Annotated in this window: 13 protein-coding genes; all 13 read right to left on the bottom strand. The window is 61.3% G+C overall.

Annotated features, from left to right (window positions below; all coding sequences use genetic code 11):
* Nucleotides 1-22 precede the first annotated feature (22 nt).
* Entirely contained in the window at nt 23-2,503 is a 2,481-nt protein-coding gene (locus OVA00_RS09375) for a type IV secretory system conjugative DNA transfer family protein (protein WP_268088694.1), read from the bottom strand.
* Nucleotides 2,500-3,582: a P-type DNA transfer ATPase VirB11 gene (gene virB11 / locus OVA00_RS09370; RefSeq protein WP_268088693.1), complete on the bottom strand. Its 1,083-nt coding sequence runs from the start codon at nt 3,580-3,582 to the stop codon at nt 2,500-2,502. The genes OVA00_RS09375 and virB11 overlap by 4 nt, the downstream gene beginning before the upstream one ends.
* Complete coding sequence (gene virB10, locus OVA00_RS09365) at nt 3,542-4,786, bottom strand: type IV secretion system protein VirB10 (protein ID WP_268088692.1); 1,245 nt, start codon at nt 4,784-4,786, stop codon at nt 3,542-3,544. The genes virB11 and virB10 overlap by 41 nt, the downstream gene beginning before the upstream one ends.
* Nucleotides 4,783-5,583, bottom strand: coding sequence for a TrbG/VirB9 family P-type conjugative transfer protein (locus OVA00_RS09360; protein ID WP_268088691.1), 801 nt, complete (start codon nt 5,581-5,583; stop codon nt 4,783-4,785). Before OVA00_RS09360 ends, virB10 begins: the two co-directional genes overlap by 4 nt.
* Nucleotides 5,580-6,305, bottom strand: a complete 726-nt coding sequence (locus tag OVA00_RS09355; RefSeq protein WP_268088690.1) for a virB8 family protein — start codon at nt 6,303-6,305, stop codon at nt 5,580-5,582. Before OVA00_RS09355 ends, OVA00_RS09360 begins: the two co-directional genes overlap by 4 nt.
* Before the next feature lie 17 nt (nt 6,306-6,322).
* On the bottom strand, nt 6,323-7,348 hold the full coding sequence (locus OVA00_RS09350; RefSeq protein WP_268088689.1) for a type IV secretion system protein: 1,026 nt from the start codon (nt 7,346-7,348) through the stop codon (nt 6,323-6,325).
* Between the two features lie 211 nt (nt 7,349-7,559).
* Nucleotides 7,560-7,745 carry a hypothetical protein gene (locus tag OVA00_RS09345; protein ID WP_268088688.1) on the bottom strand — a complete coding sequence of 62 codons (186 nt, stop codon included), beginning with the start codon at nt 7,743-7,745 and terminating at the stop codon, nt 7,560-7,562.
* A gap of 15 nt (nt 7,746-7,760) precedes the next feature.
* Nucleotides 7,761-8,510, bottom strand: coding sequence for a type IV secretion system protein (locus OVA00_RS09340; RefSeq protein ID WP_268088687.1), 750 nt, complete (start codon nt 8,508-8,510; stop codon nt 7,761-7,763).
* 14 nt (nt 8,511-8,524) lie between these two features.
* Nucleotides 8,525-9,175, bottom strand: coding sequence for a hypothetical protein (locus tag OVA00_RS09335; RefSeq protein ID WP_268088686.1), 651 nt, complete (start codon nt 9,173-9,175; stop codon nt 8,525-8,527).
* Entirely contained in the window at nt 9,175-11,586 is a 2,412-nt protein-coding gene (locus tag OVA00_RS09330; protein WP_268088684.1) for a VirB4 family type IV secretion/conjugal transfer ATPase, read from the bottom strand. The genes OVA00_RS09335 and OVA00_RS09330 overlap by 1 nt, the downstream gene beginning before the upstream one ends.
* Nucleotides 11,587-11,595: 9 nt before the next feature.
* Nucleotides 11,596-11,892: a type IV secretion system protein VirB3 gene (locus OVA00_RS09325; RefSeq protein ID WP_268088683.1), complete on the bottom strand. Its 297-nt coding sequence runs from the start codon at nt 11,890-11,892 to the stop codon at nt 11,596-11,598.
* On the bottom strand, nt 11,892-12,230 hold the full coding sequence (locus OVA00_RS09320) for a TrbC/VirB2 family protein (RefSeq protein ID WP_268088870.1): 339 nt from the start codon (nt 12,228-12,230) through the stop codon (nt 11,892-11,894). Before OVA00_RS09320 ends, OVA00_RS09325 begins: the two co-directional genes overlap by 1 nt.
* Before the next feature lie 27 nt (nt 12,231-12,257).
* Nucleotides 12,258-12,932: a lytic transglycosylase domain-containing protein gene (locus OVA00_RS09315; protein ID WP_268088682.1), complete on the bottom strand. Its 675-nt coding sequence runs from the start codon at nt 12,930-12,932 to the stop codon at nt 12,258-12,260.
* Between the last annotated feature and the right edge of the window lie 44 nt (nt 12,933-12,976).

Here is a 12,976-nt window from a genome sequence, read left to right as displayed (position 1 = left end):
TTGCGACGTCGATTTCTCGACTTCACGCAACATCTGGTGCGTCCAGTTGCAGCTGATCGACGTCGGCCGCTTCCAGCGAGGCCCGATCGAGCCCCGCCTTCAGGCCCACGAGCGCCCGGCCCATGGCCGCAAGATCCGTCACTCGACCAATTTTCGTTTCCTGCTCGGCGATCTCGGAAATTACAGAAACGGCCGAACCAAGTTCGGCAAAGCCGAGATCGAGGCTGTTCTCTTCATCGTCCTCCACCGCCATTGAGGAAGGAGCGACGCGATCTGTTTCGGCAAGCTGCTGCTCACCTCGTTCCGATGGTTCGGTCACCGGAGCTATTGTTGGTCCTGGCATCGGTGTCCCGCGTGTAAAGAACACCTCAGGCGGATCCGTCCGCTCCTGCAGTGCGCGACCGATTGCCGCCCATCGCGCTTCCGCGATCGCCTGGCGCAGCGGCCAGACGGCCGCCAGCGCCAATTTGCGAGCCCGCAGGCCCTTTGCATCGAACAGGTTAGTTGCGCCTTTCAGATCTCCAAGCGTCTCCGGCGCGGTGCGCAGGCGGAACAGGAGGTCTGCCGATGCCTGGTCCTCGGACGCAGCGACCGCCGTTCGATAGGCGTGCACAAGCCGCGACGGATCCACGAACACTTCGCGCGCAAGTTCCATCACGGTTATGTCGTGTTCCTTCCCGCCGATCGCGACTGTCGCGGCCTCCGCTGATCCTTCGAAATCTGGCCGGCGACCGACGGAACTGGCGGGCTGCGGCGCAGGCTCCGAAGCCGGCCGAACCGTGAACAAGGGCGATTCCTCCTTGATCAGGATCTCCGGAATCACCAGATCCCGCTGGAATGCCTCGACCTCCCGGCGACGCACGATGAAGCGCTGATCCGTGTAGAAGTTCATCTTGTTCAGGATCGCACCGTAGCCGCTGCGCACCTGCAGAATCGTCTTGTTGTCGTCCAGGCGTTGCACCGCACCCGGGTCCATGAGCGGGACGGCCTCGAACCGCCCCGACGACGCTTTCTTTCCGAACAGCAGACCGGTTTGTTTGCCCCAGCTCTCCCGCTCTTCATATGTGCGGCCGAGATTCGCCGATACGATCTTGGCCGTCGCGTCGTCGCCGACCGCAATGCACAGTTTGATGTCCATATTCCCGAGCAGCGCGTCACGGGTCTTTTGCCCGTACCTCTCGTCGATCTGAGGGATGTTCTGGGCCACGAGCGCAATCGTCAGGCCGTATCCGGCGACGAGTGGCGCCCGCTTGATGATTTCCGGCAGGCGCTCGAACTGATAAAACTCGTCGAGCATCATCAGGATCTTGTGCGGCTCGTCCTTGCCGGGCAATGAACGCAGCATCACGTCGTGGATCTGCTGGATCAGGAGACGAATGATCGGCTCGACGGTCCCGAAATCGGAGACGGGCGCCGCGATGAACAGCGAGAATGGTTTGCGGCGCATGTCGCGGACGTCGAAATCGCTCTCCGCGCAAGCCTCCGCCATCAGCAGATTGTTGAACGGCGCTAGTGCTGTCGTCACATGCCCCTCGAACGACGGACGCTGTTCCTCGTCGCGGCCGAGATGCTGTCGGAAACTGTCGACAATGAATTGGTCAAGGTCCGGCTCATCCCTGATGATGTCTACGAGAACAGCCGAGAAAGACCGGCCGGTCGAGAACATCCGCAGCACGGATCGGAAATTGCGCCGGCCCTCCATCGACTTGGATTCCAGCACATAGCCAAGCACGCCGGCGAGCAGGCCCCGTGCCGTTTGCTTCCAGTAGCCGTCCTCCTTCGCGCCGATCGGCAGTAGCGTCGCCGCAAGGTTGATCAGGTCTGTCGCTCGCTCCGGCCACGCCCTAACGAAGTCGAGCGGGTTCCAGCGGTGCGATCTGGCTGAACCGGGCGCAAAGATGTAGCACGCCTGGCCCATCGCGAGACGGGCTGGCGCGGTGAGGGAATAGTTCTCCAGCTTGACGTCGAGAACGATAACCGACCCCTGGTATTCGAGGAGATTGGGCATGACGAAGCCGCGGCCCTTGCCGGAGCGCGACGGTCCATTGACGAAGAAATGGCTGTCGCCGCTATAGCGTACGTCGACGGTATTCCGGCCCTTGCCGAACGTGCCGAGGAGGACGGATTTCCCGGGCTTGCCGTTCAACAGGCCGGCGTCTTCGAGGTCTTTGAGCGTTGCGAACCGCGAAGCATCGGCAGGCGGACGCACCTGCCAATGCCGCTTGATCGCGAGCGTCAGGCCGCCGGCGAGAACGGCAGTTTGGGCGAGTGTTGTCATGGAGGCAGTCGAGACCAGTTTGTTGACCGTCGGGTTGCCGAGATAAACCCAGGCCTGTTTTGCCGGCATTAGCATGTCGCTGCCGATGAAGCTCTTCCACATCGTCGAGCTCTTTAGCAGGAAATAAGAGGCGGCCGCGTAGTTCGCCGACCAGGCGTAGAAAACAGCTCCAGCGCCGGCAATCGGCCCGCCGATCGACAGAGCGATCTTCTCGAAGCGCTTCATCGGCCGCTCCATTTGTTGAAATAGATCTCGCGCACGCCGCGTTTCATCGTCGCCGGATCACGGCTGATCTGGATCACCACCGGGACGACGAAGCGGACGAACACGAGCAACTCCGCCTTGGTCAGGCCGACGCCAGCTTGCATCGCCGCCATGGCGAGACGCTCGAAGGCACCATGCGGGTTGTCGGCATGGAGCGTCGACAGCGAACCGGGATGGCCTGTGTTGATGGCCTGAAGAAACGAGAAAGCCTCGGCGCCGCGGATTTCGCCCATGAAGATCCGATCCGGGCGCAATCGGAGCGCGGCTTCAAGGCACTCCTGAATGGTTGTGCGCGCCCTTCCCTGCCCGCCCTTCGAGGCGACGAGCGCCAGATAGTTCGGCTGCGGGGGCTTAAGTTCCCGCGTATCCTCGATGGACACCAGGCGCTCCCATTCCGGCACATCCTTTAGGAGGCCGTTGAAGAAGGTCGTCTTGCCGCTCGAGGTGCCGCCGGAAATCAGCATCGTCACGCGATTTTCAACGGCAAAGCGCAGCCATTGCCGCAGCGCCCTGGGGCTCGGGTCCCTAAGCCGTGCGGCAAGCTCCGCCTCGAGCTCGCTGACATCGCCACCGCCATTTTCACGCGGACCGCTCACCCGAACGTCGTCCAGGCCGCCAAGCGCGACATAGTCGTCAAGCGTCATGTCTCGGATCACCTGCTTGCGGATCGCAAAGGCTCCGCCCGCTGCAGCAACAGGCGAGAGCACCGCCTGAAACCGTTCGCCATGGGGCATGGCGGCCGACAGAAGCGGCGTCTCCTCGTTGACGCTCTGCTGCGTCGTGCCGGCGATCATCTGCGCAAGTGCCCGGATTGCCTTCTCATCCAGCGCAGGCACATCGTGCCGCACCATGTGTTGGCTGCTGACACTCTCGATCCAGACCTCGCCCGGCCGATTGCACATGATTTCGATGACGCCGGGATCCTCCAGCCATGTCCGGATCGGTTGCGCCGTCTGGCGCACATAGACGGGCAAGCTGTCCCACATCGTCCTGTCGGGTTCAGTTGCCGGCGGAGACGGCACGCGCGCGACGAAGTTCATTGGCGGCTTCCTTGACGGGGTCGGGGTATAGCGCGGAAAAATCGAGATCCCGGCGCACGAAGACCATGATCTGCGCTCCCTGGTCGACGAAGATTGTCGGCGGGATGTTGATCGAATCCTGAAGCGCCATGTTCGCCATCTCGGACATCGTTTGCGCGACGGTCTGCTGGGCCTGCGTTTGTGCGTCGCTGCCGTCCGACGAACTTGTGCCACTGCTGCCGAGGCCGGCGATGTACGACGAGACACCGCCGACGATGCTCAGCACGGATGCCGCCCCGAACCGCTCAAGATAGTGCTTGTCAACGAAACCAGTGAGCCCCGAACGGCCGAGATCATCCGTACCGTAGGAGCCGAGCGATACGGATGTGCCGTCGCTGCTGAGCGCCCGCGTCCAGACGATCAATACCCGCGTCTGTCCGCGCGCCACTGCGCTTTTGTATTCGCCCGTGAGCATCGTCCCCTTCGGCAGGAGAATGCGGCGGCCGTCGAACGAATAGACGTCCGTCGAAGTCACCGCGCGCACCATGCCTGGAAGGTCGGATTGGATCGCGGTTTCGAGAACGCCGCGGATCAGCGTTCCCTGCGGGATCAGCGCGTCGATACGCTCGTTTCTGGATGCGGTCACCTTCTCGACATCCTGCGCACCGATCGCATCGACGAATTTCCGGTTCGGATCGTCGTCAGCGCTGACCCCCGTTGCGCTCCCGGCCGATCCGCCGGCCGTGAGAGTGTCGCCGCTTTCGGTCTTCACAGACTGGTCGACGATGATCATGTTTGAACGCAGGCGCGCTTGGCGCAACTCTTCCTTCCGCCGCACCCGTTCCGCCTCTTCGCGGGCACGGCGTGCGGCCTCTTCATCGATCGCCGGCTCAACCGCGACCGGCGCGGTGACCGCCACGACGGTCGGCGCCGTGACCGTCGGCTGCTCCGCCGGCGGGGTCAGTACCAGCTTGTTATCAGGCGGAAGCGGTGGACTTTCAGGATCGAGGTTCAGTTGCGCCGATTGGCTCGCGGTCTTGAACTCCTCTTGCGCCTCCGCCCGATCCAGGCCTTCCGGTTTCACGAAGCTGACATAGACCGCATAGGCGAGCAGTCCGAGTGCCGACGCGCCAAGCAAGACCGGCAAGAGTTTGCCGCGCTGACCGCTCCCAGGCTGAGTTACGCTTTCGCAGATCCGCGCTTCTTCCTCGAAATCAACGGTCAATGCCGTGTCTCCTGCCGCTGCACGGCTGCCGGCTTCGCGGCTACCATCGTTGCCTTCATATTGAACACGCAAGTCACGACATTGCCGGCGCGCAGCGACCATTGCCGCGCGACCTTGTCGACGACGATGTAGTCACCCTCGCGGCGGTAATTCACGAGCGTTTCGCTTCCGTTCGACTTCACCGCGAAAAAGGCCGGTACCTCGCCGTTAAACTGGAAAAACGTCTTAATGCCGTCGTCGAACATCGACGTCGGGCGATTGTCGATAGCGCCCTTGTAGCCATAGTCGTAGTTAAGCCGCCCGGGATTGGCCAACGCCGCCCGGACGTTCGGCATGGCTGCGTTCTGCTTTGCCACCGCCAGCAAATTGGTGTCGACCACATCTTCGGGATAGGCAAAGCGAAGTTTAATCACTGCCTCGCGCGTGTTTCCCGGCTTGGCGCCGCTCAACATGAAATTATAGACCCGCTTCGAGGTCACCACATTCATGTTCGTCAGCGCGCCCGGTTCCAGCGGCTTGATGAACAGGAAGCGTTTTGACTGATCCGGTACGGCCTGCCATGCCACGCTGTCGCCCATTGCAACGGTCGCAATCTGCTCGTCATCATTGAAGACGATCATCGTCGACACGCCCATCATTCCGGCCAGATAGACGATGTTGTCCTTCTGGAAAGGCACCGTCCGGATGCGCTCATCCGTTTTCACCGACTGGGGCCGGCTTTCGGCCAGCGCCAGCGCGCATTGCGCGAGGAGTGCTGCGCCTACAACGCCGGCAACCAGGAGCTTCCTCTTTCTCATTCCGCTTCCTCCTGCGGCGTGATAGTTTCTTGGTCGCGGCGATATTCCGTGACCTGGAAACCGAGGGGATTGTCGAAGCGCCAGTCGTTGCGCATCGGCTCGGACGTGTAGCGGAAGCGGACATTGGCGACCCAGTGCTCGGATACCGTCGGTCCGGACCTTGCCGTTCGCGTCGTCGAAAATCGTACCGCGGCCGTTTTCTCGTTGAGGAAGATCACGCTCTTCACCAGCACGCCGACCGTCGTGTCGGCGCCGTAGAGTTTGACCGGATTGTTCGGGTTCGATCCGGAATAGGTGTAAGCCAGATCCGCAGCGGCCTTGCCGGTCGAATAGAGCGATGCCAGGTCGAAATTGTCGCGCAGCCCGCGCGGATCGTAAGTTTCCCTCCCGCGCAGGAAACGCACGATGTTTGCCCGCGTCACGGCCTCGTTTTGGCTCAGTTCCCCGCGCGCCTCGAGTGGGCGGCTTGCCTCGACATAGCCAGTCGTCTTGTCCACCTCGAGCACCACGACGTCGAACGATTTGAGCGGCAGCAATGCCCAAAGGAGGCCGATCGCGGCTAGGAGGCTTAGTCCAAGTACCAGCGCCAAAGCGCGCCAGGCGCCCCTCGAGATCGCCACCGACCGGTAAACCGACCGTTCCCACCGCTCTCCCTCGCTGTAGTAGCGGGAATCGACCACATTGGCGGACGGCTCAGCGCCCACGCCCTCATTGTCTTTCATTCTAGTCTCCGTGGGATTTATCTGCGTGCGTTTGCGGCTGCCGCGCGCACCTGGGCGGCCGCCGCGTCGCCGTCACCAATCTGGGCCGCGGCCGACCCGCTGCCGCCGGCAATGATGCCTGCCTGACGGTTCATCTGCTTCCATAGAGATCTTGTGACCGCCATTGCCCCGGCGGCCGTCCAGCGGCTAAGCGGCGGATGCGGTACGTCGGTTCGCGGACCGCCTCCGGCGATCGCCAGTGCGATCGCGACCGACTGCTTGAGGAGGAATATCGCGACCACACACATAAGAACGAACGGTGCGAGGCTCGTTACCGATGCGAGGAAACCGTCGTTGTTGATCTCCTGCACGCGATCCTTCAACAGCGTGAGCATGAAGCCCAAGATCGAATAGACGATCATCGGAAGCAGCGCGTATGCGGCAAGGCTGGTAATCCAGCCGTCCACCACCCGCGAGGTCAGATTGAACAGCGCGCAGCACAGCACGATCGGCCCGATCCCCAGCAGGATGAACATCGTCATCTTGCCGAATATCAGCAATGTCACGGCAACGGCGCACAGGAAACACGTCGCCGCCATGATCAGCAGTGCAAGCAGGTACAATCCCACCGCGGTAACGCCTGCTTCCTCGGTAATCCTGGTCGCCGACGCTAGACCGCCGTTCCAGATGTCCGTCAAGCCCTGCGAGACCCCCGAACCCGATGATCCGGCCCCGCCGCAATCCGTTCCGCCCGTTGCCTTGCACACGATCGTGGCCATACCGTCCGGTGCCTCGATTAGCGGCTTTGCGATTAATGGCTGATAGGTGCCCCACGAAATGATCAGGGAATAGCAGAGGAACGCCTTACCGAACCGCCAGACGAAGGTTCCCGCCGTCATCTGTGCCCGGCCGAAGAGCATTTCGTAGCCCCACCAAACGACGTAGACGGTGAGAGCCGTAAGGAACAGCGGGCCGAGCGTTTCCGCGAGCGCCTTGTACATACCCTGCACGGCACTCATGCCCATGCTATCAATCTTGCCGAACAGGATCTGGAACGGATTCATCACAGTCCCTCTAAAAGAGCGTCACGCTCTGTTGACGGACCATCGGCCCGCAGGGGCTCGCGGTTCCTGCCGCATAAGCGGCCGACGAAAAGGCATTCCCGAGCCCGGCCGCACAGGGCGCCTTGAGTTCGCGATTGCCCGCGCAGCCCGACAGTGCAGCCAACACGACTGCGATCGATACAAGGGTGAGGCTTTTAATAAACCGCATGGCCTACTTTCCTTCACCAACGAAGCTGAACGCCTTCGGGTCGTAGCGCATCACTCTCTTTGCGGCCTCGCTTGCCTGCCGGTCCTGCCGGCTTTCTTCAACGCTTCGCGCCGCTATAGTCCCCAGGAGGACAAGCACGATCGCCACACTTCCGGCTACACCGCCTGCAACGGCCAATCGATAATTCATGCGTCAATCTCCCTCTTATTCGCTGACGAACGACACCTTGCTCGGATCGTATTTCATGACTTCCGCCGTCGCTGCCTCCGCCGCCAACTGTCGCATCTGTTCCGCATTCAAGGCGGCGTTGCCTGCGTTGACCGCGCCCACCAACTCGTTTACGGTTTGCGCCGTCTGCGTCTGGACCTGCGAGTTCTGATCGATCGACCCCTTGATGTCCGTCGCCGTGCCGATCTGCCCCTGAACCGCCTGAAACGCCTGCGATCGCTGCTGCGTGGCGCTTTGCGTGCCGGCGATCGTCGCGGTGAGCGCAGTCGCCGTGTTCACCAGCCCCTGATACGCCTTGTCGCCGCGCGTGAACTTGGCACTGTCCGTCGCGCCGCTCAGCGTGTTCACAAGATTGAGCCCATTGAGGATGGTCGCAGCCGTGTTTGCGAACGAACCAAGGTTGCCCCAGGACATCTGGCCGCTCAGCAGCGAAGAAAAGTCCGGTGCGCTCCCCATCGAGAAACCTGTTCCAAGGGCCGTATCAGCGATCTGAGCCGTCGAGCGGTTACCGGTGACCGCCGCCAGAGTCTGGTTCACCGTTTGCAGGATCTCGCTGTTGGAGGACATGATCTGAGCCGTGTTTGAGGCCGTCTTCGTGGCCTGCGACAGGGTTGCCTCGTCGATAACGGGAACCTGTGCGCTCGCAGTCATGCCCGTCAGGCTGACAACGGCGGTCAGGCACGCCAATGCGGCAACCCGGACCGGAGAAGAATTGCTGTAGGTCATCAAACCCTCCTGTTTCACTCTTGCGCCGTGCCGACGAAGCTCGCCTTCGACGGATCGTAGGTCATCGTCTTGGCCGTCGCGCTTTCTGCGGCTGCTGCATCGATGAGACGCTGGTTGCGCATCTGGACCGTCGTCGTCACGGCTTGGATCGCCTGGTTCCAGACCTGTATATTGGACAGACGTACCGCGGTGTTCTGGTCGAATGTACCCTGGAGCGAATTCGCCGTGCCGATCGCCGTCGACTGCGCATTCAGGGTGTTGGTGTTGGCTTGGATCGCGGCAGCAACCGCGGCGAGCGCGCTCACCACCTGCCCGGCATTCTTCGTCTTGATCGCCTGCACGCTCTTCCCCACCGCGAGAAGGATCGCCAGGTCATGGTTGGCAACCGAAGTTCCGGTGAGCGCACTACCGAAGACCGCCGCGCCGCCCACCTGCTGCATGCCGGCGAGTTCGCCTTGCGTCGTCACACTTGCAGTTACGCCGCGAGAGGGACTGACGGAGGACTGCTTGAACGTCCGCGCCCTTTGCATGCATACGGCGGTGTTCGTCTCCTTCGTCTTTCTTGCACCATCATTCACCGGGACCTGCGCATGCGCCGGACCGCTCGCGATGAGGCTCGCGACGAGCGCGCAGCTGCGGGCCGTCAGATACTTGTGAGCACGCATCAATCTTCCTCCTGCCAACCACAAAAATAGGCAAGCCAGTCCTGCGGGGCGTCGCCGTACTGCTCGCGCAAACGCTCACACTCGGCGACCGTTTCCGTCCGGCCGGACAAGACCTTGATGAACTCGGGAAGGGCTGAGAGATCGAGCCGCGCGATGACACTGTCATGATCGTGCTTGACGAGGAACTGGCGGCTTTTCGAAGGGGTCGTCTTCACCCAATCAAACTCCGCCTCCGAGAGCCCGAAGGCATCCACGTAGCTCTCCCGGTCTGCCTTCGGATTTGGGAAGAAGATGTTGGTCGGGCTCTGTTCGAGGAGAGTATGCGCAATCTTCGACGTGGCGATATCGCGCGCCGACTGCGTGCCGAGCCCGACGATCCCGTTCTTCTTGCGGATCGTCTTCAGCTGCTCTTCGATGAATTCGCCGCCCTTGTCATCGCCCAGAAGTTTCCAGCCCTCGTCGATGAACACCATCATCGGCCGCACCCCGTCGAGCATCTGGCCGATCCGGAAGAAGATGTAGCCGAGCGCCGCCGTGCGTATTTCTGGGTCATCAAGCACTGCCGTCAGGTCGAATCCAAAGATGCCGCGTTCGCCATCCCAGAGATCGACCGGATTATTGAAGAGCCAACCCTTCGCTTCGCACCAGACTTCGAAGCGGGAGGCGAGATCGTCACGACCAGCGGTTTCACCCCCGCGCAGCAGGTGAACGACGTCCGAGAACATGCGCTCCTGGATCGGCACCTGGAAAATGTGCTCGACCGCACGGGCCAGGATCTTCTCCTGTTCCGCGACAAGCTTCTCCGCCGTTTCTCTTGGACGGACGAGGTAGCTCAGCAGATCGTAGACAAAGGCCCGATTGTCCGGACTATCCGCCAGCTGGAGCGGATTGAAGCCCGTCGACACGCCTGGCTGAAGCACTTCGTACTGTCCGCCACAGGCGCGGATGAAGATCTCTCCGCCGCGGTCCTTGTCAAAGAATGCGCAGCGCGGTTGCGGTCTCACCCGCATCGCTTGCGCCAACAGGAACAGCAGCCCAGTTGTCTTGCCCGATCCGGATGGACCGGTCACGGTGAAGTTGCCGACATCGTCTTTGTGAAAGTTGAAGAAGTATGGTGTCAGCGACGTCGTCTGCAGCAACGACACCGCCGGCCCCCAGCGATTGCCGGAGGGCTTGCCGAGCGCGAAATTGTGAAACGAGGCGATCCCGCAGAAATTCCGCGAGGAAATCAGGGCTTTGCGGGCGATGTAGGCGAAATTCCCGGGCAACTGCGCGAAGAAAACCGGTTCGGCGTTCAGGTCCTCGCGAACGACGACTATCCCTGAGTTTTGCAATTCCTTGGTGACGGCTTGAGCGCAGGCCTCCGTCTCCTTGATCGTGTCGCCGAGCGCCATGACCGACAAATGATGATAGCCCATCACCGCCCGACCGTTCACGAGCTCGTCCTTGGCAATGGCAATGGCGCTCTCGAGGCTCGTGCCCCGCTCATCCGAGACGCTGATCTGACGCTCGATGCGGTCCATTTCCGAAAGCACTGGCGCCCGGTCCTGGAGGGCGAAGCTTTGCGTCACAATGAATTCGCCGGGGATCTTCAGAACCCCGTCGATCATTCCGGCGGCCGTAAAGGACGGATACTCGCGAATCGAGATCATGGCGCCGAAGCGGGTTTCGTTGTCACTGCTGCCGCGCATCTCCAAGAGCCGCCGCCCGAAGGTAATTCGCCTGGTCGGCAGGTATTCGTCGAGCGGCATACGGGGCAAGAGCATATTGACGGGAACACCCCCGTTCAGAAGCATCGCCAGAAATTCCAGGGGCTCCGATGCCACGCGGCGATCGCGCACAACCGCCTTGAGGGTGCGGGCGCTATAGTCTCCCATGCCCTTGGCGATATTCGCCACTTGCTCGCTGAGCTCCTGGCGCGCCTCGCGGTCTAGCCGCTGGTCCGACACGCCCGCTGCCTTGCGGAAGCGGGAGAGGACCTTATCAGCCAGCCCTACCTTTCCCTGAAAGCCACGGCGAATGATCGTAAGATAGAGATCGTTCGTGTACATGCTGCTGTTGGCAAGACTGCGCATATAGCGCTCGTCGAGGTCCCTGCAGAACGGAATATCGAATGTCCCGTCGATCGCTGGAGGAATTCGCCGCCGCACGATGTGCGAATAAACCGCGAAACGGCTGTCGGCGAGGGCGCGCATCAGAGTGTTGCGCCCGCCAGCCTCAGTGTCGATCGTCAGCTGATCGGCTGTCTGGTGGCAGAAGCCATCGACCTTGATGATCGATACCAACATGCCGTCCCTAGTACGTAACGTTTCTTCGTCGACGTGGCGTAGATAGGGAATATGCGCCGAGACAGGCTTTTCCCGGCCGATCTCAGCGCCAAACCGCAGATCCTTGCGTACAGCTTTCTGCATTCGGCTCCCCTAGGGCTTGTAGGAATTGCCGCCCCAGAAGTGACGGTTCTTCGTCCAGGGGCATTTGGCGATCCGCAGCCTAACGACGTTGGCAAGGTGCGGATCGCGAACCGTGATCACGTAGGCCAAGGCATGCAAAGGCAGGAACAAGAGGAACGTCGCCAGGTTCTTCGTATTGAGGAATGTTATGACGACGAGCATCAGCTCACCGACAAACAGTCCGATCGGCACTCCCCACATCATTCGCGGTCGCGTAAGACCGAGAACCAGCGGTGCAACCTCTGCCTTGGCCCCTTCTTCGCTCATCAGCCGCCGAGCCCCGACGCCATCGATTGGACGAGTTGCGCGCCGCCGAAGATGAAGGCAATGCCGACGATGATGGAGAAGCACCAGCTCCAGGGAATGCGGCTCGTCAGCGCCATGTAGCCGACGGCTGCACAGGCAATCGTCGCCGCCGTGGTGGCGAAGGTGCCGGTCATGAATTCGAGCAGCGTTGTAAAAACCGAGTTGATCGGCTGGAAAATGTCGCCCGCCGCAAAGGCCATATCGCCATTGCTAACCGAAATCGCGAAACCTATTGCGGTCGTAGTGATAATCCTGCTGCCAATCCGGGGCGCAAAAGCAGCCGAATGGGCGGATCTCATTCTTGTCTTCATCTGCTTTCCTCTCCTTCACTGCACGTAAAGAACGGAACCAGCGATCCACTCGGGATCACCAGTCCTCGGCTTCGATTGATTGATGGGAATTGGCTTATCTGGCTGCTGCTTGGCAGTTTCCGCCAGCAGATTGACGCCGGGGCCGATTGTCCTTGCGTCAGGTTTGGACTGGCCGCGCGTTCGCTTGCCGCCATTCAATATGGTGTCGAAGCCATAATAGGTATTTGTGACGAGCGCCGTGTACGACACCGTCTCGGCTATCGCAGGCACGCCGCCGGCGGCCACGACACGCCCCTCGCCCGCATTGTAGGCGGCAACGATCAGCATGATGTTACCGCCAAACATTTTGCCGAGGTCCTTAAGGTAGCTGACACCGCCGCGGATGTTTTCCGCCGCGTCACAAATGTCCGTCACGCCATAGCGCGCCGCCGTCGCCGGCATCAGTTGCATCGGTCCGCGCGCACCGGCCCTCGAATTAACCTGCTGCCCGAAACCTGATTCGTGATCGACGATTGCGAGCGCCAGCTTGACGTCAACCCCTTGCCGAACAGCCTCCCTTGTCAGGATATCCTTGATTGTCTCCACTGCGACGGCGCCGTCCGTGCACCGCACCGGTTCGCTGGTTGGACCGGCTTGAGCGCGGTCGGTGGAAAAACAAGCCGCCAGCAGCATGCTGCCGAATACAGACACCCATCTCGTTTGCTGTTTTGGTGTGGATCGTGGCATCGGGAAGA

The sequence above is a fragment of the Ensifer sp. SL37 genome, assembly GCF_026672675.1.
GTDB lineage: Bacteria > Pseudomonadota > Alphaproteobacteria > Rhizobiales > Rhizobiaceae > Ensifer > Ensifer adhaerens.
This window is presented reverse-complemented; position numbering and strand designations above follow the sequence as displayed.

Bases quoted from the DNA above. Each gene is read 5' to 3' on its own strand.
- OVA00_RS09375 (WP_268088694.1), bottom strand. From the start codon at position 2,503: ATGAAGCGCTTCGAGAAGATCGCTCTGTCGATCGGCGGGCCGATTGCC.
- virB11 (WP_268088693.1), bottom strand. From the start codon at position 3,582: ATGAACTTCGTCGCGCGCGTGCCGTCTCCGCCGGCAACTGAACCCGAC.
- OVA00_RS09360 (WP_268088691.1), bottom strand. From the start codon at position 5,583: ATGAGAAAGAGGAAGCTCCTGGTTGCCGGCGTTGTAGGCGCAGCACTC.
- OVA00_RS09355 (WP_268088690.1), bottom strand. From the start codon at position 6,305: ATGAAAGACAATGAGGGCGTGGGCGCTGAGCCGTCCGCCAATGTGGTC.
- OVA00_RS09350 (WP_268088689.1), bottom strand. From the start codon at position 7,348: ATGAATCCGTTCCAGATCCTGTTCGGCAAGATTGATAGCATGGGCATG.
- OVA00_RS09345 (WP_268088688.1), bottom strand. From the start codon at position 7,745: ATGAATTATCGATTGGCCGTTGCAGGCGGTGTAGCCGGAAGTGTGGCG.
- OVA00_RS09340 (WP_268088687.1), bottom strand. From the start codon at position 8,510: ATGACCTACAGCAATTCTTCTCCGGTCCGGGTTGCCGCATTGGCGTGC.
- OVA00_RS09335 (WP_268088686.1), bottom strand. From the start codon at position 9,175: ATGCGTGCTCACAAGTATCTGACGGCCCGCAGCTGCGCGCTCGTCGCG.
- OVA00_RS09330 (WP_268088684.1), bottom strand. From the start codon at position 11,586: ATGCAGAAAGCTGTACGCAAGGATCTGCGGTTTGGCGCTGAGATCGGC.
- OVA00_RS09325 (WP_268088683.1), bottom strand. From the start codon at position 11,892: ATGAGCGAAGAAGGGGCCAAGGCAGAGGTTGCACCGCTGGTTCTCGGT.
- OVA00_RS09320 (WP_268088870.1), bottom strand. From the start codon at position 12,230: ATGAGATCCGCCCATTCGGCTGCTTTTGCGCCCCGGATTGGCAGCAGG.